The sequence below is a fragment of the Phytobacter sp. RSE-02 genome (genome assembly GCF_040578655.1).
GTDB classification, from domain to species: Bacteria; Pseudomonadota; Gammaproteobacteria; order Enterobacterales; family Enterobacteriaceae; genus Phytobacter; species Phytobacter diazotrophicus.
The window spans coordinates 620,714-646,227 of record NZ_JBEULY010000001.1 but is presented as its reverse complement, the minus strand read 5'-3'; the positions used below and the strand labels follow the sequence as shown (position 1 = coordinate 646,227).

The following is a 25,514-nucleotide window of genomic DNA, read 5'->3' as shown; positions in this document are numbered from 1 at the left end:
ACGGTTCTTCTCAGCGTTTATTATAATGTCCCAGGCAGGATTTAAATAAAATTTTTAATACAGCTAAATTACCCTTAAAGCTGCTGATTTTTGTCGGCACTTCCCCTTCCGGGTAGATACGTGAGGTCGGCAGTTCGATGCAACGGAAACCCAGTTTCGGCGCAATATATGACAGGTAAGCCAATAACTCATACGTCATAAATACATCACGGAATGGCGCAACACGCTCGTCCAACAACATTTTGCTGCTGTATGCGCGGAATCCTTGCGTTGTATCAGTCCAATGGAACCCAGATGCGATGCTCAATACGGGCGCGTGGATGAATTTTATCGCAAAGTCGCGTGATTTAGGCGTATTAACCGCTACACCACCATTTACAAAACGCGAGGCCTGTACAAAATCATATCCCTGCTCTAAGGCGGCGATAAACTCCGGAATAGGCGCAGGATCATCCTTGTCATTACCATCAATGGTAATGATATTTTTATAGCCTTTTTCCAGAACAAACGCATAACCACAACGCAATTGCGCACTTAACTTTCCTGGCCCGGTTTTAAGTAACAGGCCGCTGACGTTTAACTTTAATAAGTTTTCTGTTTCCAGCGAACCATCTGTACTACCGCCATCCACAATAATGATATCTGCAATGCCGCTAATATTCAGATTATTCATCTTAGTGAGCAGGCTGACGATACGCTTTCCTTCATTAATGACCGGGATCACTACGCAAGCATCATGCTTTTTTTCCGTCCATAATGTGACGTTGTATGCAGGAACTTCCCATTTTTTTTTGTTATTCATAGCAAAATCCATTCTTGTTAAGCCGCTTTCGAAGTGATCAATGCAACACCGACGATAACAAAGGCAACACCTACAATAGTCGTCCAGTGAAATGTTTCGTTAAAAACAACGACCGACAGTATTGCTACCGCAGCAACCGCACCGGTAGTGAGCACTGGGTGTGCGATATTTAGAGGCAACACTGCAAGCGATGCGGCATACAGGACAAATGCGCCACCATAGAGCGCCAACCCTAACCAGAACGGCCAGTTTGTCAACGACGCAAGGGGGTCTGCCAGGGAAGGAAATTTACGCGGTGGCATCATCGCCATTTTAATTAAGACACTGGCTGAGGCATTACATGCGATGCCTAAAATAAGTATTAACCATTTCAAGGTCGTTGTACCTGTTTAACGATATAAGGAAGTGACATGAGAAAGAGCGCGACGGATAGAAACGAGATGTGATTCCTCTTTCGTTGCAAGCATTTCAATCGTGGCCGGGAAAGTTGCCAATTGCGTTTTTAATACTTCGGCCAGCGCGGCATGTCCATTGAACGTATCGCCAACCGTCGCAAGTTGCGCCTCACTGATATGCACATGCCCGATAACATTCTTCGCCTGAGCCAATACAGTCTCGATATTTTCCTGGTTAATAATGACTGCCCCAGTATCGAGCTGCATTTTAATGTTCGGGTGAGCAATGGCCGTGACAACATCACAGGTCTCATTGCTTGTTGTCATAAAATTGGCGCCATAAACCGCCGGATTTGGCTCCAGACAGACAATCACACCCTGATCGGCAGCAATATCACCAAGTTTACGGAAAAACGTTTGGGCAACACGCTCGGTTTCCGTTGCACTAAGACCGGAGCAATCACGATTTTTTGGCGAGCCAAACACCAGACGAGTAGCCCCCAGAACAGAACCGATACGACAAATATCAGCTAAATGCGCCAGTAGTTTTTCCTGGACCGCTTGCGAACCAAATACATTTAAACCTGTAGTACCAAACAAGAGTGACTGCATGCCGATGATGTCAACCCCCTGCTCTTTCCACCAGTTTTTTACCGCCATGATATCTGCGGTTGTTGCTTTGGCTGGCTCTGGAAAATATTTACCGGGAGCAATATCGATAGCATCAACTTGAAACTCTTTAAGCAGAGACAATACGTCGAGATCTTCGCTAATATCCCAGGCAAGGTTTGAGATGGAGATTCTCATTGCTTATCTTCCTGAGCTTTTTTAGGTTCCGACTGCGCGTAATGTCTGACCGCTTGTAGCGTTTCCTTCGCGGAGTACTGGTAATGCGCAGTGCCGCCAAATAATGCGCCATATACACTGCGCATATCATAAGAAACGGGCGATGCGGCCTGTTGACGGCTAAAGTCAAAACCAAAACCTTCACCCGCAATTTTTGCAACAGAAACAGGCTCAGCCGTCAAGTGAACGAGATTGATATTGTTCTCGAGTGCTTTGTTGATATCAAACCAGAGATTAACCATCGGGTAAAACTGGAAAACGCTACGGCTTTCGATTTTGGCGACATTATTATCATTAAGAAAATCGAAAATGATATTCTTGCGCAATCCAGGACCAACCAGACCAGGTAATCTCACGATCACATGACGCGTAAATTTTTGTGCGACAAACTGCTCAAGGCGATAGCGATTCAGACCATAAGCGTGCAGATCCTGCACATCAATCGGTGTATTTTCATCAACACCCACGGGTGTTTTAAAAACGTCAACCGTACTGATTAAGACAAAGTTATCGCATTCAATACTGTCGAGGCAGGCGATCAGGGAGTCAATTTTCTCACGGTCTCCTTGTGGATCGGCATTGGCAATCCATTTCTGCGCGGGGGCGCCAGCACAGACAACAAGATCGAATTTTTTACCTTTAATATCATTAATATTCGTCGAACGATAAAAATCGTCAAATTGGGTTTGCTTCATCAAAGTGGTGCCAACAAACCCGGTATACCCAATTAACGCCTTCGCCATGTTCTCTCCTGTAATTATCGGTCGCGTCCGGTCTGCACAAGATTAGACTCTTCAGCAGTGGCATCATTTAAAACGTTTACGCGATCCTGATTCACCATCACCGCGCTATTTTTCTCAAATACGACGGAATAAGCCGCTTGCTCACTCCGATCATCCAGCAATCGGCTGAGGTATTCACCGAAAAACGCCAGCATGATGAACTGGAGCATAAAGAGCACCGACATAAAAAGAATGGTTGTCGTCCACCCTTCAACAACGTGGCCATTAATGAGATTGACCACAATACTGTAAATAGCAAACAACAATGCACTTGTACTTCCGATGGTCCCAACAACTGACATCCAGCGCAGTGGCCGTGAAGAGTTAAATACCATCAGCCGCACTAAATTACGAAAACCATACACAATCGATTTTTTAACGTGGTTTTCGCTAATCGGTTCATAAACCAATTCGCTTATCGGGTAGCCGGTCTTTTGAATGCGGAGGTAAAACTGATGATGAAAACGGCCAGTATCCGTCACCGCATTTACCGCACGACGACTTAAGCAACGCAGCCCGGTAGAGTTCTTAGGGATATGGTAATCAATCGCACTCAGAATGTGGGATGCGGTATTGCGTAAAAAGCGATAGACGCATGGCAGAGGTTGATTAGAGACACCGACGACAACATCATAACCAGACTTACATTCCTCAACGGCGCGATGAATAACGTCGACGGGATCGGTCAGGTGATCATAAAGAACAACAAAATCGCCGATCGCATTTTCGAGCCCGGCAGCCCAAACCACATCATCATGTGCTGCGCCGGAGAGCTGCATAAAGCGCACACTGGGAATAGTTTCTAAAATTTGATCCACTGCGGACTTTCTCGGTACGTCACGATAGGGCCCTTTAGAGACAATTAAGATTTCATAATCACTATAATTTACATCCAGTAGTTGCTGGATTTGTCGTAGCTTTGATGTTAATTCACCCGAGAGATCATGAGTCTTTAAAACAACAGAAACAAAAGATTCGCTTTTCACTTGTGTAGTCTCTTTTTATTCTTAAATAACGTTCATATTCTTAATAGCTTCAACGGCATCATATACGTTATCTATCTTGCCACCCATAATACAGTGAAATCCATTCATGCCATGATGAGGTCGAAAAAGAATTGGACGAGAGTCATCCGTTTCACTGCGTGGCAATAACGTTTTCACTTCCCAGAGCGAGCGTTCGTAACGGCAATCATTGAGAATAGGCATATACCGGGAGGCATCCTTAACCATATACTGCCATGCGCTATTTTTCTTATCCTCATCGAATTTCACATGCGAGTCGCGGTATTTCTCACCCGGATTATCATGCCATTCGTAATGCGGTGTATAGCGTACATGACTGAAAGAATGCAGACCGACAGAAGGGAAAGGCATCACGGAGAAAAATGGGCCGCACATAATCGTAAACCCGGTTTTTTTTAATTCGTCGGGTACATCAACCAGGCACATTTCCGTCATTTCATGCTTAAGCGGAATCAATTCAATTCCGGAGTTATCAAGTAAATAATTTAAATGTGAATAGGTGCAATTAAAGACATGATCAGCATGATGGGTTTCAACTTCCCCATTGGTTATGTTTCGTACATATGCTGTAATGCTGTTATTAATGCTTTCGACTTTATCAACCGAGTAACCACAGCGATACTCAGCCGTAGAGCTTTCCAGCCGTTGCAACATCATATCGCGCAGCTTGAATGCATCGAATGCAAATTCTTTGACCGTAAAACAGGCATCGATCAATTGTGGATTGACCATATTCTGTATTTTGGCAGGCGCCACATCGCAATCGGCACCTATACGCTTACAGAACATACGAAACTGGCCCGCTGACACTTTGCCCAGCATTTCACTAATTAAATAATATTTATCAAAATCCGAGTCTACGCAGTCTCTAAATTCTTCAACAAAGCGGGGAAAAGAGATGCGAGAGCGTAAAGCGGTTAATATACTTCGGGGATAATGGTAACCATTATGCACACGTGCCTGATTATTATAAGACGCGCGGGACATGTAGTTATTCTCTTTTTCAAAGAGTTTGACTCTGTGTCCTAGCAGAGAAAATTGCTCGGCAAGATACATTCCAAAAAAACCACCGCCGACAATTATTATATCTTTGCGCATGATTGCATTAATGCCTTTAATCAAGTGAGATTTATGTTATTCCTTTTACACTCAAAAAAGCAGAAATAACTTTAAAGTAAAATTTATTTCAAAGTAAGGCCATCCGTTTGGATGGCCTTTTATATATAGGTATTATAAAGGCAGACTAATTAATCAAGCCATTCCGTATGGAACACGCCCTCTTTATCAGTACGTTTATAAGTATGCGCGCCAAAATAATCACGTTGAGCCTGAATCAGGTTGGCTGGCAGTACCGCAGCACGGTAACTATCGTAATAGGCAACCGCAGCGGCAAAGGTCGGGACCGGAATACCATTTTGCACCGCGTAGGCTACAACATCTCGGAGCGCCTGCTGATACTCATCAGCGATTTTCTTAAAGTACGGAGCCAGCAACAGGTTAGCAATTGCCGGCGTTTCTGCGTATGCATCGGTAATTTTCTGCAGGAACTGAGCACGGATGATGCAGCCTGCGCGGAAAATTTTCGCGATTTCGCCGTAGTTCAAATCCCAGTTATATTCATCAGACGCGGCGCGCAACTGAGAGAAGCCCTGTGCATAAGAGACAATTTTACCGAGGTACAATGCGCGACGGACTTTCTCGATAAACTGTACTTTGTCGCCAGCGGGCTGTGCCTGTGGGCCGCTCAGAACTTTAGACGCGGCAACGCGCTGCTCTTTCAGCGAAGAGATATAACGTGCGAATACAGATTCAGTGATCAGGGAAAGCGGTTCGCCGAGATCCAGAGAACTCTGGCTGGTCCATTTACCGGTACCTTTGTTGGCCGCCTCGTCCAGGATCACATCGACCAGATAGTTACCGTCTTCATCTTTCTTGGTGAAGATGTCCTTGGTGATGTCGATCAGGTAGCTGCTCAGCTCACCTTTATTCCACTCGCTGAAAGTAGTAGCCAGCTCTTCGTTAGACAGATTCAGCCCGCCTTTCAGTAATGAATAGGCTTCTGCAATCAATTGCATGTCGCCATATTCGATACCGTTGTGAACCATTTTAACGTAATGGCCCGCACCATCAGCTCCAATATAGGTCACACAAGGCTCGCCATCTTCAGCAACGGCTGCAATTTTGGTCAGGATCGGCGCGACCAGTTCGTAAGCATCTTTTTGACCGCCAGGCATGATGGATGGGCCTTTCAGCGCGCCCTCTTCACCACCGGAAACACCCGTACCGATAAAGTTAAAGCCCTCAGCAGAGAGTTCGCGGTTACGACGAATGGTGTCCTGGAAGAAGGTATTACCGCCATCAATGATGATATCGCCTTTTTCCAGGTACGGTTTCAGGGAGTCGATAGCAGCATCTGTGCCAGCGCCCGCTTTCACCATCAACAGGATGCGACGGGGAGTTTCTAAGGATTCAACAAACTCTTTAACGGTGTAATAAGGAACCAGTTTCTTGCCGGGATTCTCGGCAATCACTTCTTCGGTCTTATCGCGGGAGCGGTTGAAAACGGAAACGGTATAGCCACGGCTTTCGATGTTAAGCGCCAGATTGCGCCCCATCACGGCCATACCAACAACGCCGATTTGTTGCTTAGACATTACTTACTCCTGTCAGGTGTGAACTCACGTAAGATTAGCAAAAGAATAATACTCCGAAAATTACTTTTTGAGCTCTTATTTGCAAATCTCTTAATAATAGTTACTTGATAACCGGATCAACACAAATCAAGTGGGTTGTTTTAACCTGACTGATTTATACGTAAGAATTTTTTTACCTAAAGCCATCCCAGGGATTTCAATATAATGATAAGTGAAATAAGACATAATTAATGTTAGTACACTCACCGATAGCATAGCAACGCAAAAAGAAGCTTCGCCAGACTTGAACTCTGCAGAAATAAAACCAAAGAAACCTGACAGTTTTAAAAACAAAATAACGATTGAATGGTTAAGATAAATACTATAGCTTGCCTTACCCAAGAAACGGGTAAATACGTTATTTAAAAAATGCGGAAAGCCGACAACAGAGATAGAAATCAAAATCAGCCAAGCTAATGAATAGGTTATATACAGATTTATATTATTGTTATCAGAATAAAAATAATGAAGTAGATAGACACTGACACCGCCAAGAACAAGCAGTGATACTAAATTAGTATTATTACCCAGCCTCTGTCGAATCTTATTCATTTCCGGCATGAGTAAATAGGCAAGAATGCCACTAATAAAAAATGGCATATGATTAAGAATATTCATATATAAACTGGTATATGGCGCGTCAATTTTCAACATTTCAACTGAAACATAACAAGCAACACCCACGCCAGGATAGCAATAGATTTAGTCCGAATAAAACAAATTAATAATGGGTAAATTAAGTAGAATAACCATTCAATACCTAATGACCATCCAGCCCAAACAAGACTATCTTGCATTGTTGGTACCAGACTAAACAAAAAACTCATGGACAAAAATGCAGCAAATGGGTTAGGAGAATGATCATACAATATATATACAATTAACGCCTCAATAAAAAAGGCCAAATAAAATAGCGGGGCCAATCTAAATATACGTTTCAGATAGAAAGAAATTTCTCTCTCGAAAAAATATTATCTCCATATGAATATGCAATCGAGAATGCACTTATGGCAAAGAAAAAAGTCACGCACGCAGTAAAATGCCCACCAATTTTTTCAATATAATGAGGAAACTTCAATCCTGAATTACCAATCAGATGTACAACAATAACAGATAATGCAGAAATCCCACGTAAAATATCAGGTCCATCGATACGTGGTTTGTGCTGAACTGTTTCCATAGAAGACATTATTCACCTATTTCAATATAATAAGAACATGAAACTAAAATCATGCTTAATTTTCTGACCAAATAGAAATGAGTTTTGATGTATATTTTGCGACACTCAGTGGTGATTTACATTTTTCCCCAAGTCGGTATAACTTTTCGGGATGGTCCAAAAGCCCTCTGAGTATTGCATTTAACTCTCTACTACTGCCTGCTTCGAAAAGAAGGCCATTTTCTTCGTTTCTAATTACTTCCGATATACCGGGCAGGTTAGATGCAATTACTGGACAGCGGCATGCATGTGCAGAATATATGACTAACGGTGTGTTTTCATACCAAATTGAAGGCACCACTAATGCATCGAACTGGGTAATAACCTTGCCAATATCGGCGTTAGGGAAAGTACCACAAAACTCAATATGGGAATTTCCCTGCGCAAGCTGTTTCAATTCTTCAAAATAATCAGGAAAATCTATATTACTGCCATAAATTTTTAAATTGACAGATGCTGGCGATAAATCCTGCAATGCCTTAATAAGAACATGACATCCTTTATGAGGTGCCAATGTTCCAATAAAACCAAGTTGCAACTTATGGTTTTTCACAGTTGGTCGCTGGATAGAATCGACTGTTGCAACATCAACACCAAATTGACAATTAGAAATAAGCTTACTGTTCACACCATATTTGACAAATAAATTCGTCATAAAATGATTAGGTGAAATAATGCCATTAAGTTTATTTAATGCTCCTACTGTATTACTTAATCTTTTATTCAGGGAACGAACTTCATTACTCATCGGATACTCGATGAGCTGGCAATTCTTCGTCACACTTGCAACTTTAGCAAAAACAGCGTCTGGAACTTTATCAATTAATTCACCCGCAAGTCCTTTTAATCTGTCACGGGTGAAATGCTTAATACAATTACCAGCATCCGCATCTGGTCCGTCACAATAACGCCCTTCACCCAACATTAGTTGGGCTGTTGGACAAATCATCCAAAAATCGGTGGGTGTATAAAATTGAGGTATTCCCTTCTTATAAAGAGAATCGATTAGACCAATTCCCAGTCGATTCAAATGAAAGTGATGCACACAATCCGGATGGAAGGCCGTAACAACTTCATTAAAATAATGCTGTGCTAATAGGTTGCAATACCCGACTTCAATCATTGACGTTTGTCCATGCATAGGTACATATGCATGATGAAAACGAGAGACCGTTATTCCTTCGTATTTATATTGCTCAAAACGTTCAGCATCGCAAAGATCTGCAGCCCCTGGATGCCCTGTAAAAATATGTACTTCATGCCCTATAGCAATCAGCTCTTTCGCCACTGAAAGTGTCAAAACCTCAGTTCCAGCTTTGAAATCAGGGAAGAACTGATGGACCGTAAGCAGTATTCGCATAGAGTTTCACTCAATCACTGACATGCAATTTATTTTTGCAACGTCTCTTTCATCCATGCAGCAGTACGCGTCAGGCCTTCTTGCATTGTCACTTGAGGTTGCCAGTTCAATTCCTTTTGGGCAAGTTGGTTACACAACACACTAATATCAATATCAAACGAACGACCAGGTTTATAATTAACCTGAACAGGTTGTTCGATAATACTTTTCATCATTTCGACCAACTCATTCAGGCTAATACCTTTACCTGAGCTTATATTGAAACATTCCTTATCACCATCATAAGTAATGGCTTTGGCAAAGGCATCAGCTACATCGCTCACATGAATATAATCGCGCTGGACACTACCATCACCCCAAATTTCGATTGGTTTGTCTTTTAAGATATTATGCATAAAAATACCAATAGCGCCCTGTGCTGTTTCAACGCGTTGCCGTTCTCCATAGGGATTTGCCACGCGCAGTGTTACAGCTTTGATGCCGTGCAATTTGCTAAACATGTGTAAATATTTTTCAATTGCCAGTTTCGTAATGCCATATGAAACGACGGGTTCTGTCGGATGCTTTTCATCAATAGGAATATATTGCGGGTTACCATAAACCGTTCCGCCAGATGAAATGAAAACTATCCGTTTTACTTTGTGCTCAACCATAGCATTAAGCAAATGCAAACTTGGTACGATGTTTGTTTCAACATCATAAACAGGATCTTCATTAGAACTTTTGGGCAATGTCGTGGAAACAAGATGCACAACACCATCCATGCCTTCTATAGCATCACGTAAATCATGTGTACTACTAAAATCACCAGTGGTCCACTCAACGTGCTCATTTTCCGCAAAATGACGATAAGGTGGAACCCGTGGGCGCTCAAAAATTCTTAATTGATGGCCATCTGCTAATAAACGCTCACAAATCGCTGAACCAATGAAGCCACCACCGCCAAAAACCACAAGTTTCATTTTCCCTCCGAGTCGCAATAATTTTGTCTAATCAAACATCACCGGACAATGAATTATCCGGTGCTTGAAATTAGTTTACTGATAAAGGCTAAATGTTTCTTCCGCCATAACCTTTGTTGTACGCAGATATTCTGTCGTCATAGACAACTTTCTTAAGAGCCCAGGGGTCTGAATGATATAAGATAGTTTTTTCGCCAGATCATCTGCATCACCACGTTTAAAGCTGAAACCATTTTCCCCTTCGGTTAGAAACTCGGTCATACCTTCAACATCAGAAACAACAACGGGAGTATGTGTCGCCAATGAATTTAAAAGTACCAGCGGACTGTTTTCATACCAGCGTGATGGAATAACAAACAGATCGATATCACGAAATATTTCCGCGGTGCGCGATTGTTCGAAAGTCCCCATGAAAGTGATACCGTCAACACCCTCACTTATTTTTCGTAACTCTTCCATATAGCTCAGAGACTGATTCGTTGGGCCATATATTTTAAGTTGAGCACTTCCTTTAGGAAGCTGTTTAAACGCCTCAATAAGTAAATCGGTACCTTTGTGAGGTGCAATTTGTCCGATATAACCGATAACTGGAATATGCTCACTGCTACGCTCTGGCTTCGGCAAACGGTCAATATCAATGCCAAACCAGATTTTAGTCATAGGAACCGAAATTCCATTACTTTCGTATGCTTTTTTCAGGAAAGCTGTCGGGGCAACAGCGCCCTTATAGTAGGTATTGTACAAGTAGGACAATGTTTCCGGGCGGCGGATAAGATCTTCAGCCAGCCCCTGCAAATAACCATTTTTCAACAGACCCGCTTTGTGAGTACCTACAAGCCCTTTTGCGATAATAGTCGCAGCAGTTGGCATTGCCGCTTTTTTCATCCACCCACTGGCATAGCCATTTTGCGCGGATTCTTTAAGGTAGCATGCAACACAGTTAGCACGTGAGGCAGATGGCCCGGCGCATAAATCTCCATTTGCTGCCTCTAGCTTGTTATTGAAACAAAAGCCAAAGAAATCAGTAAATGTTGTATATGTCGGAATTTGCAATTTGCCTGTGACTTCCAACAACACGGCTGTATGGTTGATTAAATGCGTGATATGAACGACATCAGGTTTAAGTTCTTGCAAAACTTCAGTCAGTACATCCTGCATTTCTGGCTGGTAGTATGTTTCCTTAATACGTGAATGCGGGATGGCATTTTTATCAATTGCTATTACCGGAATGTCATCCCATGTATAGCGATTAATTAACTCAGGTTGTTTAGGTTCACCCTGAAACACAGCAGAAACAACAGCCACATCATGACCCCAATCACGATAATGTTTCGCTAAACCTAACGTATAGGTTTCAGTACCATAGAAATGGTCGGGGAAAAAACAATGTACAAAAAATACAATTTTCATATTGCGCCGTATTATTTTTCCGTTATCTCAGCATACAAACCAGCATAAGCGCTAATCATCGCCTGCACGGAGAAATGACCTGTCGCTCGTTCTTGATGTTCACGACCTAACTTCGAACGTAGCTCATCATTATTAAGTAACTCAATGGCTATATCAGCTAATTTCTCAGCATCGCCCGCCGGGGCCAGCATTGCTTTAGAATTTACTATTTCACTTATTGCACCAACATCATAGCCAATGACGGGTACGCGCATATTCATTGCAAAAGGACTGACTTGTCCAAAACTCTCTTTCCACACAGGAGCAATAAAGAGCGACATACGGCGATAGTAATCAGGCAAAGTGTCATACTCGACATAGCCGGTAAACTCAAATTGTGCTTCCACGCCCGCTTCTTGTACTGCTTCCTGGAACGGCGCCAACAAACTGCCACCACCGACAATAAGAATTTTCGTCTGCGGCCGTTTTAGTGCGATCGCAATAAAAGGTTTAATCGCATCTTCATTCAATTTATCGCGCTCAAGACGATACACCATTCCAACACAGTCTGCTGGGACAGGATCATCATCACTGCGCATGAAATGTGAGAAATCAGAACCAGGATATACCGTCACATGAGAATCATCCGGACGCCCAAATACATGGCGTACATAATCACTTACATACACATAACGTTTAACCGCTTCAGAAAAATGAGGTGCAATAGGAGTATTAATGTTCTCAATGACCGGGATATTGAGCACTCGAGCCGCTTCAATAGCCTGCGCATACCAGGGTTCATCAACATCGCCCCAATAATGGACGTGAACGAAATCAGGTTGCTTCCATTTAAAGTAGTTAATAAACGGGGTGATATCGTTGCAATCGCGCTGCTCGTCAATCTGCAATCCGACGTAAGCTGGCGGGTTTGGCGCATAGCTGGTCAGAACAAATTGCTCATAATCATTTCCCAAATATTCAACAAGGTCGACAACCAACCGCGAGGAACCACCTGTCATAAAGTTGGCAATCACATGGGCAATCTTCGGAGCTCCAGGCTTCGTCACAGGCATTTTGACCAGATAGCCAGTGCTTTCAATAACTGGAGTTGCACTACCCTCGTCAGCGGCTTCAACAGGTGCCACCACCGGCTGAGGCCTACGTGAGAAACGGTTTCGCAGCCATCCCGTTAGCGGAGATACCTTGCGGCGCAATACCAGCGGGGTCATTAAGGATGTAGCAAGGTAAGTCATATGCATAACCTTACGCGTACCCCAGGGCTGGTAAAGCATTACATTGCGCAGGCGCATAATACGGGTATGCATGATCGCATTTAGCTGACTGATATTAGCTGACTGTTCCGCTATGGCTTGATCCTTAAGTTGTATTGTGTGCTCAAGCCCTGCCATTGTTTCTTGTTGCTTAGTAATCAGTGCATTTTGCGCCAGAATCGTCGTATCTTTCACTGAAATAGCTTTCTTAAGTTCTTCATTTTCAGCAGGCATTTTGCTGAATTCAAGAATACGCTCGCGCATCAGTACGTTATTTTGTGTCAGCAGACAATTGAGATCGGCAGCAGTTTCAGCCTGTTCGGTTAAATGATCACTATTAAAGAGTTGGTACAGTGATTTGATAATCTCAATTTTCTTATCCATCGCAGGGTAATCCGTTACCTCACACCCAGAAATAATGGCAAGAAAATTCCAAAGCTGGGAGTTTCTATCCTGTAAAGCAGCCAGCTCTTGACTATTTTCATCAAGAGAAGCGATCAGTTTTTTATTTTCTTCACGCAATGCATCAAGTGCCTGGCTATTCTCATCCAGCGATGTCAATAAGTAATTGTTTTCGCCTTTGAGGGCATCCAGCGCCTGACTATTCTCTTCAAGAGAGCTAGCAAGAACTTTATTCTCGCTTTCTAAAACCGTGTGGGCTAAATCTTTATCTTCAAGCGTTTCGTTAAGCCTGGCGTTCTTAGCCTGCAGTTCTGATACAGCAGCACTATTATCTTCCAGTGAGCGGAGTAAACGGATATTTTCACTCTGGAGGGAAACCAGTGCCTGGTTATTCCCCTCAAGGGAATTCAATAAACGCTGATTCTCTTGCTGTAAAACCTCAAGAGATTTGTTATTTCCCTCAAGGGAATTCAGAAGCTGACTATTTTCTTCCTGCAAAGATGTTACAGATTTATTATTACCTTCCAGTAATGCAGCATATTTATTCAAGGAAGCAATCTGCGCTCTAAGCGCGACGTTAAGCGCTCTCACTGACGCCGCCTGAGCATGCGGGCTTCTGCGCAACTGCAACCACCACCAGGGTTTATCTTTAAAACTATCCAGATTAACCAGGGCATAAGCGCAATTACTTGCATAATCGAGAATCGACGATAACTCAGGTAAACCAAACTCTACCGGGTCCCGTAAATCACCCAGGCTCTGATTCCAGTCTGCATTCAGCGCTCGATATGCAAGTTCAATACCTGCCGCCCATTCTTCGCGCGCACCTGATTCATCGTTAGAATTAAGTTTAATGACGCCAAGGTACAAATGAGCTTCAACCACCCTGTTTGCTAACAAGGGGCTAAATGCAAGCGGATCGATTGCGACACATTTCTCAAATGATGTACGCGCATGGGAATGCAGACCGGCTTTTAACCACAATCTTGCCATCACGAAGTGAAGCGAAATCATCCAGCGGATCGCGTGTGGAGTTACCGGTTTAAGAAGCACGTATTCATCAATGCGCTCAGAAATTTGTTTGAGTTCATCAATAGACGAGGGGGTAATGCCATTTAATAATTGGTATGCCCTGACGCAAAGGGCGGCACCAGTATCAGCGCTGTTGTCATGATTGTTGTCATAGACAACTTCGGCAAGCTCTTTGAGTGCATCATTATTTCTTTGCCTCCAGCCGATATCAACCATGGCACGGATCAACCAGGGATTTTTATAATCACGCGAGAAAGCTGTAACATTCCAGTCAGGGTCAGTAAACGTTTTATGCTGCTTGTCGTGATAAACGACCTCTTCACCATTGAGTGGCGATTTCATCCCAACAGCCAGCCACCATTCTGATGCAGGTGCAGTGGATTCATCGGCATCTGTCGGAATACTATAAAGCTCGCGTTTCGCGGCAACCCAATTCTTACTTCCCGCTTTTTCTTTATAATGTGTAGCGGACTGAACAGTGATATTTTCCAACTGGAATTGCGCTTTTATCTGATCGCGCAATTTATCTAACGTATACACATGCAAGTGGAATGGATTCGGATCTTCACCGGTTTCGTCACTCCAGTCATTTGGCACGCTAACAATGATACGTCCACCAGGCGTCAGAATACGCTGGAACTCTTTGAGCACGGTTTCAGGATCTGAGATGTGTTCAAGGGTTTCAAACGAGACCACAACATCGACTGAATGATCGGCAAAATCATAAAGCGCTTCTGGAAGCATCCCCGCAGAAAAGCTGAGATTGCTGACATTGGGCACGAAATTAAGGTTGGCATAATCTATTGCATAGTTGCTGCCATCGATGCCGATGGTTTTTCCAGCCATAGTCCCACACTGCAATAGATAACTGCCATAACCCAGCCCACATGCGGCATCAAGGACGGTATCACCCGGACGCACGAAGGTTGCAGCCCACTGATAACGTGCGATATGAGCATCTGAGCGTTCACCAGCTTCGCGCGTCATATCCATATGCAAGTCGCGCTCTTCTTTTAACGCTTCCAACGGATAGCGCTCAAGAGCCGTCTCTGAAATACATTCCAGCAGGATAATTGCTTCTCCGCTTTCGCGTCCTAATGCTTCATAATCATTGATCAGATAGTAAGAAGGATGCTTACGAAGCCCCTCGGCAAAGAAAATACGCTCCCATTCATTACGCCCAATCACGGTAGCGCGAGGATCATTTTCCTGTTGATTGCCTGTGGTGACGCGAAGATAAACCGAACGTTTTGTAACGCGCTTAATTTCACGAACGGCCTGAATCAGCTCATCTGCGCTGATGTATTCAAGACTATAAAGCGCGATAGTTGTATCAAATGCCTGATCTGCATAAGGCAATTTCGACGCAACGCCAAGAGTAAAACGTTCTGGCATGAAACTATTGCCATACGCTACCGCTTCGCTCGAATCATCAATACCATATGCATCCATCCCAGAGGAAAGCAGCTCCTGTACTAATTGGCCATTCCCTGCGCCAATATGAAGAAACTTCTGTCCACCACATGAGTTCAAAATTTCGCGTACAATAACGTCAGCGTTTTCAATATTCTTCATTTAGTTAGCCTGTATTTCCAGGTTTTGGTTTTATCAAAGAGCTTATTGTAAATATTTGATTATTGGTTACAGCAAGCCGCTCACCATACGCAGATCCGCCACACCACCAAAATGGTATGACTGAGGTTGCGTATTGACAGTAAAGAAGGCCGCTTCGTCAATCCAATGAATCATCCTTTGTTCTGCATAATAAGGCTTACCCTCTTCCGTGATAGATACCTGGATTTCATAGAGATTAGGTCCCATGCCACAGATAAATTCGAATTTAACACTGAACTCGCTACCCTGAGCAAATTCTCGTTGCCAAAAAATATCCCCAGCCTCTGCAGCACCGCTAAGTATAGCCATATCCTGATTTAAAGTTCCCCAGGAATACATTTTCACGCCTTCTTTATTGCGGATGCGTAAACCTACATTCAGATGATTAAGCGCCGAATGTGTTTTACAGCGCACAATAACTGTAACTTTATCTCGAGGGTCAAAATTGGAAGCCGGTTCACCATCAGCATTAAAGAGAGATACATCAAGAACTTCTGCATCCAGATCGCCAAACGAATATGCTTTCAGTCGCTCTGAAAACGCGGGCGAGGTTGCATCTGCGGTAGCTGCAACAGCTGTATTGTCTTGTATAATGCCAGGCTCAAGCTTTTCTTCTTCCGCAGCCTGCTGAATTTTTTCTTGCGAAGCAACCCGTGCCTGCCGTGCTTTTTCCTTGAGATGTTCTGCCACCTGACTCAGTCGTTTTGATTCAACCTCATGCAGTGATTTACGATATTCCAACAACGCATCTGCGGAGGTGCCTGAAAATTTCACGACACCGTGCTCAAGGAAAATCGCTTTATTCGTCATGGTCCGCACTGACTCCTGGTCATGCGAAACAAAAAGCAACGTCGTCCCATTCGTGCGAAGCCTGTCCATACGCTCAAAGCAACGCTTCTGAAATAAAGCATCACCTACAGCGAGTGCTTCATCGACAATGAGGATATCCGGTTCAATGCATACCTGAACCGCAAATGCTAAACGCACAAGCATACCACTTGAATATGTCTTGGTAGGCTGGTCAATGAACTCACCGATATCAGCAAATGTCAGAATCTCATCAAATCGGTCATTGATTTCTGCTTCTGACAAACCCAATACCGCGCCATTCATATAGACGTTTTCACGGCCAGTAAATTCGGGATTAAAACCAGAGCCAAGCTCCAGTAGCGCAGCAACGCGACCATTTGTCTTTACAGTGCCAGAGGTCGCGTTCAACGTACCGCAAATTAATTGTAGTAACGTAGACTTACCAGACCCGTTTTGCCCGATGATACCAACGGATTCACCTTTGACAATATCAAAAGTAATATCGCGAAGAGCCCAAAACTCCCGGAATAAGGGTTTAGCATTTTGTCCCACAAGCCGGCGCAATCCTGTATAAATAGATTGCTTGAGTCGATCAGAAGGACGATCATAGATTTGATAGCATTTACTCAGGTTTTTTACCTGAATAGCAAAATCAGAGCACATCAGCAAACCCCTTACGCGTTTTCTGGAACCAGGCGAAACCAATCCAGGCAATAATAAATGCAGCAATCCAGTAGACGGCAAGAATGTCAAAATCGGGTTGTTTCCCCCAATATAAAACATTTCTTGTCTGTTCAATCACTGTTGTTAAGGGATTAAAATACATCAACTGACGAAACTCAGGCGGCAGTATTTCAGCCGAATAGAAAACAGGACTTAAAAACATTAAAGCAGTCGTAAACAGGGTAATAAACTGATTAATATCTCGTAAATAAACCCCTAATGATGCAAGAATCCAACTTAGACCAAGTGTAATTATCATTAGCGGTAAAAGAATAAGCGGAAAATACAATACAGTCAGGTGCGGAACATCAAAGAAAACGAAATAAGCGACTAACCATACTGCAAGGCTGATCATTGTATGAAACAGCGCAGAACCGAGTGATACTACCGGTAATATCTCAAGTGGATATACGACTTTTTTGACATAATTAACGTTTGATAGTATCAGTTGCGGTGCTTTATTTAAGCACTCAGAGAACAAATTAAACACAATTAGACCAGCAAATAGCACCAATGCGAACTCGCCTTTTGATGTACCACCGCCATGCCATCGAGCATTAAATATCTGGCTAAAAACAAATGTATAAACTGCCAGCATAAATAAAGGATTAATCAACGACCAAATGATTCCGATTGAAGAACCCCGATAACGCCCCTGAATTTCGCGTATCGTAGTCGTCTTGATTAAATATCTATTACGCCAAATAGTTGCCAGCATTTCAAGCGGGCTTATTGGGAAAGATTGCATTAAAACACCCTATTAATAATAACTCCAAAACCATGAGTAAATCTCTTCGACTCAGCGATTAAATCTTTTTCAGCAATGCTGAAATAAAGATGGCAAACGTATCTATTGCGCTTTGCCGATACACGCCAAGCCGTAAAAAATAAAAAACACGCAGAAACATATTCCCAGAATGAATAATTTTAAACCAGGCTATTCTTTTCTGATTTTCCTCTGACAACAGGAAATCGCATTTTTCGAGTTCACGGATATGTGCGGCATTCCATGTGCGATATTGGCCCTGCATGATTTTTTTAAATCTACATAGGCGAGCCCGAAATCCGAGGTTCGAGCCGATAAGATTCTTCCCGTGCTGCCTGTAACCCAAGCTGGGTTCAGGATCGTAAAAAATCTTACCGCCAACGCCTGATATTAAAATGTACATCCACCAGTCATGACTGACGACATCCGCAACCCCTGCACGACTAATAATTTCTCTTGCCGCTTGATTGATTACCATCGTATTCCCGCCACCAATATTCTGTACCAGCGCATTGCGGAATGAAGGTGGGCGTGTAAAAAGAGGTGAAAGGCCTAAGTTTTCACCAGTATCGTCTACAAGTTGAGTTCGCGAACAATACAATGCGGGAATATCAGAAGGGATACTTTTTAGCCATTTAATAGCTCGTTCAAGTTTATCCTTATACCAAATATCATCCTGGTCAGAAAATGAATAATAGTCAGCTTTAATATCTTCTCTTAGCAATAATGATAAAAAATTGCTGACAAATCCTTTTTGGGGGCCAGCAACAACAGTAACTTTTGATACATTTCTGGTCGCAAACTCATCAATAATAGAAAGCGTATTATCAGTCGAACCATCATCAGAAACAATCAACTTCCAGTTTTTATATGATTGTTTTTCAAATGATATGAGTTGCTCATTAATATATCGCTCACCTTGGTAGGTAGCCATCAGTATGGCAGCATCATCATTTGCAAATGTCATTAAACGTTATCTCGTAAAAACATCAAGTCAAAATATCAAGGCTGACAAAGTATTAATTGGTAAATTTAAATAATTTACTTTATATATTATATGAATTGTAATTATTAAATATAATAAAAAGCTTCTGAAAATGACTTACCGGCTAAATCTTTCTGCGACAATTGAATGTCTTTCACTTCTGGCCATTCAATATTAAGCGTAGGATCATTCCATATAATGGAACATTCAGTCTGTGGCGCATAATAATTAGTCGCTTTATAAACAAATTGGGCTCTTTCACTTAAGGTTACAAAACCATGGGCAAAACCTTCTGGGATCCAGAGTTGTCGCTTATTTTCAGCGCTTAAAATGACACCAGTCCATTTACCAAAAGTGGGGGAAGATTTGCGAAGATCTACTGCAACATCAAAAACTTCACCAGCAACACAACGCACAAGCTTTCCTTGAGCACAGGGATCAAGCTGATAATGTAAGCCTCTTAATACCCCACGCTGGGATTCAGAATGGTTGTCCTGAACAAATTCAACACTACGACCTACAGCTTCATCAAATATTTTTTTATTATAGCTTTCGAGGAAAAAACCACGAGAATCACCAAATACCTTTGGCTCAAATATAATTACTTCTGGTATATCTGTTTTTACAATATTCATTTTTAACGCCTGATTATTTTTGTAAAATCTCAGTTACGACACGCTCTACTCCAACCTTCCAGTCTGGCAAAACGACATTAAATGCCCGTTGAAATTTCTCATTTGACAGACGCGAATTTAACGGACGTTTCGCAGGAGTTGGGTAAGAAGATGTGGGCACTCCACTGACATCTTTAATGATTAATGACTCACCTTTCTGGCGGGCTAATGCAAAAACATGCTGGGCATACTCGTACCAGGTTGTTTCACCACTGGCAACAAGATGATAAGTCCCATGTAAGGTAGTATCCTGAATCGCAGCACGGATAGCTATGGCTGTACAATCAGCTAACAATTCAGCACCTGTTGGTGCGCCGTGCTGATCATTAATGATAGAGAGTTGTTCTTTCTCTTTTGCCAGACGCAGCATCGTTTTGGCAAAGTTGGCACCGCGAGTCGCATAAACCCAGCTCGTGCGAAAAATAAGGTGCCGGGAGTTATGGGTAGCAATCGCTATTTCACCTGCCAGTTTGCTCTCACCATAAACATTTAATGGTTCCGGTTGCTCTTCCTCGGAGCGATAGTGCTCGCCTTGCCCATTAAAAACATAATCAGTGGAGTAATGTATCAACAACGCACCCAACGCCGCTGTTTCTTTAGCGATGACTTCAACACTTGATGCATTAAGCTGCTGAGCCAGCTCTTTTTCACTTTCGGCCTTATCAACTGCGGTATGAGCCGCCGCATTCACCACAACATCAGGCTGCACTGCGCGGATAGTTTGTGCGATACCTTCCGGTTTCGTCAGATCGCCACATAACTCAGTATCAAAAAAATCAACTGCGACAAGTTCACCCAATGTCGACAAAGAACGCTGCAGTTCCCAGCCAACCTGGCCATTTTTTCCAATTAATAAAATCTTCATGATCTTCTCGTCCGCGCAGCTCAGCGACTATTTTTCGCTAATCAACAATTGCAAATAACGGCCATAATCCGTCTTTGACAGCTTCTTAATCTGTTCCGCAACTTGTTCTTTATTCAACCAGCCTTTACGGAAGGCAATTTCTTCAAGACAAGCGACTTTCATGCCCTGGCGTTTCTCAATGGTATGGATGAATTGCGATGCTTCAACCAGGCTGTCATGGGTACCGGTATCAAGCCAGGCGAACCCACGCCCCAGCAATTCAACCTGCAATTCACCACGATCCAGATACATCTGGTTCAGTGTAGTAATCTCCAGCTCACCGCGTGCTGAAGGTTTCACCTGTTTTGCCATTTCTACGACATTTTTGTCGTAAAAATAGAGGCCGGTCACTGCCCAGTTAGATTTTGGTTTAAGCGGTTTTTCCTCAATGGATAACGCAGTAGAATTTTCATCAAACTCAACGACACCAAAACGTTCCGGATCCTGAACCTGATAACCGAATACCATCGCCCCAGAGGTCAACTGTGCTGCGCTTTCCAGTTTCTTGCCGAAACTTTGGCCAAAATAGATGTTATCGCCCAGCACCAGCGCACATGGCTCGTTATTAATAAATTCTTCGCCGATAATAAACGCCTGCGCCAGGCCGTCCGGCGATGGCTGTACTTCATAGGAAAGACGGATACCAAACTGCGAACCATCACCTAATAAACGCTGGAACGATGCCATATCCTCCGGCGTCGTGATAATCAGAATGTCACGAATACCAGCCAGCATCAGTACAGAGATTGGGTAAAAAATCATCGGCTTGTCATACACTGGCAACAACTGTTTTGACACACCCTGAGTAATTGGATAAAGGCGAGTTCCGGAACCGCCAGCTAATACAATACCTTTCATCATTCCGTCCTTATAATTTTATTCTGCAAGCCCCAGGCGTTCACCAGCATATGACCCATCCATCACACGCTGCCACCAATCCTTGTTAGTCAAATACCATTCAACCGTTTTGCGGATGCCAGATTCAAAAGTTTCCTGCGGTACCCAGCCCAGTTCATCTTTAATTTTGCTCGCATCAATAGCGTAACGCAGGTCGTGCCCCGGACGGTCGGTAACATAAGTGATTAATTCTGCAAAGCTACCAATATTATTAGGTTTGGCAGTTATAATTTCGTCCAGAATAGTGCAGATGGTGTTCACAACTTCAATATTCTTACGCTCATTGTGACCACCGATATTGTAAGTCTCACCAGCAACGCCTTCTGTCACGACTTTATATAAAGCGCGGGCATGATCTTCGACAAATAACCAATCGCGAATTTGTTCACCATTGCCATAAACAGGCAGCGGCTTACCAGCCAAAGCATTAAGAATGATCAGCGGAATAAGTTTTTCAGGGAAATGGTACGGACCATAGTTATTTGAGCAATTCGTCACCAGGGTCGGCAAACCGTAAGTACGGCGCCAGGCGCGAACTAAGTGATCGCTGGATGCTTTTGATGAGGAATACGGGCTGCTAGGAGAATAAGGCGTTTTCTCGGTAAACAGCGGCAGCAGTGTTCCAGCAGGAACTTCGTCAGGATGCGGCAAATCGCCGTAGACTTCGTCCGTTGAGATATGATGGAAGCGGAACGTGGTTTTGCGGGGTTCATCCAGTTGCGCCCAGTATTTGCGCGCAGCTTCAAGAAGAATGTAGGTTCCTACAATGTTCGTCTCAATAAACGCAGCGGGACCGGTAATAGAACGGTCAACATGGCTTTCTGCGGCCAGGTGCATAACCGCATCCGGTTGATGTTCTGCAAAAATCCGTTGCATCGCTTCGGCATCACAGATATCGGCGTGCTCGAAGGCATAGCGATCGCTGTTTTCAACCTCAGTCAGAGATTCCAGGTTGCCCGCGTAGGTTAATTTATCGACATTAACCACAGAATCTTGAGTATTATTAATGATATTACGAACGACAGCAGACCCGATAAAACCTGCTCCACCAGTGACCAATATTTTCACGAGAATATTCCGTTTACTTTGCTAGTTTAACTATGACATTGATATACAAGGAGCAGACCATGGCGGGCACATTAGTTTAGACACGCTACCGCCCCTGGCTCAATAGCTACCAGCGTACTGTGTATAACTGTCAACAATTTCCATAAACATAAAAGTGTATCGGGTAGCGCAATGAATGCCGTTACCTGCACAAAATGTTAAACAACCATTTTCTGCTTAAACGCCAATGGAAACAAGGCAAATCTGAATCTGATAAGTAAAATCTAACCAAGGTGGAGATTTATTATCCGTTGATTTCATAGAATATGTATAAAAAAAGCAGTGAGACTGGACGAAGCCAAAAGCTTCGGTAACCACTCTCATCTGCCCTTTGTGTAAGTATATGCTTATCTATTTTTTTCTAACTGGTTATTGCGTCAAAAGTTTCTTAATACTTTCGCGGAATTTTTGACCTTCTTTGAGGTTACGCAGGCCGTAGTTGACGAACGCCTGCATGTAGCCCATTTTTTTACCACAGTCGTAACTCTCGCCGGTCATCAGCATGGCATCCACTGACTGCTTCTTCGCCAGTTCCGCGATAGCATCTGTTAACTGAATACGTCCCCAGGCGCCAGGCTCAGTACGCTCCAGTTCTGCCCAGATTTCAGAGGAAAGCACATAGCGGCCTACAGCCATCAGGTCTGAATCCAGCGTTTGCGGCTGATCCGGTTTTTCGATGAACTCAACGATACGGCTCACCTTACCTTCGCTATCCAGCGGTTCTTTGGTCTGAATCACAGAGTATTCAGACAAGTCGCCCTTCATGCGTTTTGCCAGCACCTGGCTACGGCCGGTTTCATTGAAACGGGCAACCATTGCCGCCAGGTTGTAACGCAGCGGGTCGGCAGAAGCGGAGTCCAGAATGATATCCGGCAGGACCACCACGAACGGATTGTCGCCAACGATTGGGCGCGCACAGAGAATGGAGTGCCCCAGGCCCAGCGGTTGCGCCTGACGGACGTTCATGATTGTCACACCTGGAGGGCAAATAGACTGCACCTCAGCCAGAAGCTGACGTTTTACGCGCTGTTCAAGTAACGCTTCCAGCTCATAGGAGGTATCGAAGTGGTTTTCGACCGCGTTTTTGGAAGAGTGAGTTACCAGGACGATTTCTTTGATCCCTGCAGCAACAACTTCGTCGACGATGTATTGAATCATTGGCTTATCGACGATAGGTAGCATCTCTTTAGGAATAGCTTTGGTGGCGGGTAGCATATGCATCCCCAAACCTGCTACCGGAATAACTGCTTTCAAATTAATCATTATGCCTTCCACCTGTAAATGATTGATAAATTATAGACCTTCAACTTCTTTTCGCCAGCGTTCACGGGACGAGTTGCCGCGAAATATGTTACGCCGATTGTCGTATAATTGCTGTAGATGTAATCCTGGCAGTGAAATAAAGTCTCCAGGATTCATCGCAAAGTATGACAATCTCCTTACCGCTACGGCTTCGCCGGCAAACGGAAGTTGAGATTTTGTACATTCACAACCTGATGATCGATGCGATCGATATCGACGGAGCTCTGCCCTTTCTCATTCACAGCTTTAATATTTGCCAGTGACAGCAAGGTATCCTGCCGCGCCATAAAGCGCCCGCGCACATCCTTACGTAAATCGAAGTTAAGCTTGAGTGCCGGCCCCACAGAGGAATCTTGCATTACATTGATATTTCGCAGGAAAAGGTGTTGTGGTTTGTTATGGAACTCCAGCGTTGCCCGCTGTAAGTTGAGGTTGGTAATGGCCACGAATGAGGTGGCATTACCGGACGAAATCTGGATACCACGCAGCTTGTACTGACTCTGTGCATTCTCCAGGTGAATATCGTTCAGTTTGAAATTTTGCGGAATGGACAAATAATCGCCTTTGATGACCCCGTAGCCGATGAGCATCCCGGCACTGTTGACCATCGAGACGTTATCAATGACAAAATTGTCACAGCCATATATCGCCACCGTCGCGTTATCTATCCCGGCTTTTTTGCTGAAGTCCGGGGTAATATTTTCTGCCTTAATGTTACGAATAATAAAGTGTTTGCCGTTTTCAACGTGGACCAGTTGTCGGCAATTGCTGCCAGTGATGTTGGCAACAACAAAATTCTTTACCGCCTGGTCTTCCGGGTAGGTGTTATCGTAGGTACTGCCCGCCAGCCCAATACCGATGCCCCAGTTGATTTTGCCGTTTGTGCAATCAATATGGTCAATGACATGGTCAGAGATCAGGATATCGCGATCGTTAATGGCGACGTTCCACTCTATGGCGTCACCTTGCAAGTAGCTAAAGCGGCTATTGGTGATCCGGGCGCCAATAATCTGATTATGGAAGCCCTGACGCAGGATGGCGTAGTTGGCTTTGGTGACCGTAATATTGTCGATGGTCAGATTGCGCATCACCTGCGGCTCTTTTCCACCGATGTAGATTTGCGCCACCGGGCCATAGCCGCTCATATTCAAACCTTGAATAACACAATCTGAACCGCGAACATCAAGCGTCAGATTGTACAGACTCCCCCCCTTCTCACCGATGACCTTACAGCCATCCTGCAATACCAGACGCCCACGGCCATTACTTTTAATGCTCCCCCGCACCAACAGCGTTTTCCCCGGCGGAATAAAGATCCCGGTATTGAGGTTTTCGCACACCAGACCTTCCGGGATTTCAACCGTTTGCGCTTCACTAAAGGCCTGTTTCAACGCCGCAGGCCAGTCGGTTGTCTGATAGCGACGGATATCCACCGTTTCGGCGCGCGCTGTGGCAACCGGTAAAAAAGGCAGCGCCGCAAGAGCGGCGCCAGCAGTCAGGAAACTGCGTCGGTTAAACGCAAAGCGATTCTTTTTTTCGAACTCAGACATAGGA

22 protein-coding genes are annotated in these 25,514 nt (G+C 43.8%); all 22 read right to left on the bottom strand.

The annotated features are described in order from the left end of the window. Positions 1–10: 10 nt before the first annotated feature. The 22 genes from ABU190_RS02815 to wcaM all read right to left on the bottom strand — a co-directional run bounded on the left by ABU190_RS02815 (position 11) and on the right by wcaM (position 25,510). Positions 11–802: a glycosyltransferase family 2 protein gene (locus tag ABU190_RS02815; RefSeq protein ID WP_354690325.1), complete on the bottom strand. Its 792-nt coding sequence runs from the start codon at positions 800–802 to the stop codon at positions 11–13. Between the two features lie 17 nt (positions 803–819). Then, a complete protein-coding gene (locus ABU190_RS02810) occupies positions 820–1,176 on the bottom strand; it encodes a multidrug transporter (RefSeq protein WP_343193383.1) in 357 nt (118 codons plus the stop codon). A 15-nt stretch (positions 1,177–1,191) separates the two neighbouring features. Beyond that, entirely contained in the window at positions 1,192–2,004 is an 813-nt protein-coding gene (locus ABU190_RS02805) for a TIM barrel protein (protein WP_354690324.1), read from the bottom strand. Beyond that, positions 2,001–2,786: a pyridine nucleotide transhydrogenase gene (locus tag ABU190_RS02800; protein ID WP_354690323.1), complete on the bottom strand. Its 786-nt coding sequence runs from the start codon at positions 2,784–2,786 to the stop codon at positions 2,001–2,003. The genes ABU190_RS02805 and ABU190_RS02800 overlap by 4 nt, the downstream gene beginning before the upstream one ends. A 14-nt stretch (positions 2,787–2,800) precedes the next feature. Next, the gene (locus ABU190_RS02795) at positions 2,801–3,811 is read right to left on the bottom strand and encodes a glycosyl transferase family 2 (protein WP_354690322.1); all 1,011 of its coding nucleotides are present in this window, start codon (positions 3,809–3,811) and stop codon (positions 2,801–2,803) included. Between the two features lie 21 nt (positions 3,812–3,832). Further along, on the bottom strand, positions 3,833–4,948 hold the full coding sequence (locus tag ABU190_RS02790; RefSeq protein WP_354690321.1) for an FAD-dependent oxidoreductase: 1,116 nt from the start codon (positions 4,946–4,948) through the stop codon (positions 3,833–3,835). Between the two features lie 149 nt (positions 4,949–5,097). After that, positions 5,098–6,504, bottom strand: coding sequence for an NADP-dependent phosphogluconate dehydrogenase (gene gndA / locus ABU190_RS02785; RefSeq protein WP_107223908.1), 1,407 nt, complete (start codon positions 6,502–6,504; stop codon positions 5,098–5,100). Positions 6,505–6,630: 126 nt separating this feature from the next. Continuing rightward, positions 6,631–7,161, bottom strand: a complete 531-nt coding sequence (locus tag ABU190_RS02780; protein ID WP_354690320.1) for a hypothetical protein — start codon at positions 7,159–7,161, stop codon at positions 6,631–6,633. A 319-nt stretch (positions 7,162–7,480) separates the two neighbouring features. Then, a complete protein-coding gene (locus tag ABU190_RS02775; protein ID WP_354690319.1) occupies positions 7,481–7,732 on the bottom strand; it encodes a hypothetical protein in 252 nt (83 codons plus the stop codon). 46 nt (positions 7,733–7,778) lie between these two features. Continuing rightward, positions 7,779–9,122, bottom strand: coding sequence for a glycosyltransferase (locus tag ABU190_RS02770; protein ID WP_354690318.1), 1,344 nt, complete (start codon positions 9,120–9,122; stop codon positions 7,779–7,781). Positions 9,123–9,151: 29 nt separating this feature from the next. After that, a complete protein-coding gene (locus ABU190_RS02765) occupies positions 9,152–10,084 on the bottom strand; it encodes an NAD-dependent epimerase/dehydratase family protein (RefSeq protein WP_354690317.1) in 933 nt (310 codons plus the stop codon). A 75-nt stretch (positions 10,085–10,159) separates the two neighbouring features. After that, on the bottom strand, positions 10,160–11,494 hold the full coding sequence (locus ABU190_RS02760) for a glycosyltransferase family 4 protein (RefSeq protein WP_354690316.1): 1,335 nt from the start codon (positions 11,492–11,494) through the stop codon (positions 10,160–10,162). Between the two features lie 11 nt (positions 11,495–11,505). Continuing rightward, on the bottom strand, positions 11,506–15,753 hold the full coding sequence (locus tag ABU190_RS02755) for a methyltransferase domain-containing protein (RefSeq protein ID WP_354690315.1): 4,248 nt from the start codon (positions 15,751–15,753) through the stop codon (positions 11,506–11,508). A gap of 66 nt (positions 15,754–15,819) precedes the next feature. Continuing rightward, positions 15,820–17,265: an ABC transporter ATP-binding protein gene (locus tag ABU190_RS02750; RefSeq protein ID WP_354690314.1), complete on the bottom strand. Its 1,446-nt coding sequence runs from the start codon at positions 17,263–17,265 to the stop codon at positions 15,820–15,822. Beyond that, complete coding sequence (locus ABU190_RS02745; RefSeq protein WP_250352056.1) at positions 17,255–18,073, bottom strand: ABC transporter permease; 819 nt, start codon at positions 18,071–18,073, stop codon at positions 17,255–17,257. The genes ABU190_RS02750 and ABU190_RS02745 overlap by 11 nt, the downstream gene beginning before the upstream one ends. Positions 18,074–18,131: 58 nt before the next feature. Continuing rightward, complete coding sequence (locus ABU190_RS02740; RefSeq protein ID WP_354690313.1) at positions 18,132–19,058, bottom strand: glycosyltransferase family 2 protein; 927 nt, start codon at positions 19,056–19,058, stop codon at positions 18,132–18,134. Positions 19,059–19,162: 104 nt separating this feature from the next. Then, positions 19,163–19,711: a dTDP-4-dehydrorhamnose 3,5-epimerase gene (gene rfbC / locus ABU190_RS02735; RefSeq protein ID WP_354690312.1), complete on the bottom strand. Its 549-nt coding sequence runs from the start codon at positions 19,709–19,711 to the stop codon at positions 19,163–19,165. Between the two features lie 13 nt (positions 19,712–19,724). Continuing rightward, positions 19,725–20,639, bottom strand: coding sequence for a dTDP-4-dehydrorhamnose reductase (rfbD, locus tag ABU190_RS02730; protein ID WP_354690418.1), 915 nt, complete (start codon positions 20,637–20,639; stop codon positions 19,725–19,727). A 3-nt stretch (positions 20,640–20,642) separates the two neighbouring features. Then, the gene (rfbA, locus tag ABU190_RS02725; RefSeq protein WP_354690417.1) at positions 20,643–21,512 is read right to left on the bottom strand and encodes a glucose-1-phosphate thymidylyltransferase RfbA; all 870 of its coding nucleotides are present in this window, start codon (positions 21,510–21,512) and stop codon (positions 20,643–20,645) included. 18 nt (positions 21,513–21,530) lie between these two features. Next, complete coding sequence (gene rfbB / locus ABU190_RS02720; protein WP_354690311.1) at positions 21,531–22,619, bottom strand: dTDP-glucose 4,6-dehydratase; 1,089 nt, start codon at positions 22,617–22,619, stop codon at positions 21,531–21,533. Positions 22,620–23,027: 408 nt separating this feature from the next. Beyond that, positions 23,028–23,921: a GalU regulator GalF gene (galF, locus tag ABU190_RS02715; RefSeq protein ID WP_041851958.1), complete on the bottom strand. Its 894-nt coding sequence runs from the start codon at positions 23,919–23,921 to the stop codon at positions 23,028–23,030. 182 nt (positions 23,922–24,103) lie between these two features. Beyond that, entirely contained in the window at positions 24,104–25,510 is a 1,407-nt protein-coding gene (gene wcaM, locus ABU190_RS02710; protein WP_354690310.1) for a colanic acid biosynthesis protein WcaM, read from the bottom strand. Between the last annotated feature and the right edge of the window lie 4 nt (positions 25,511–25,514).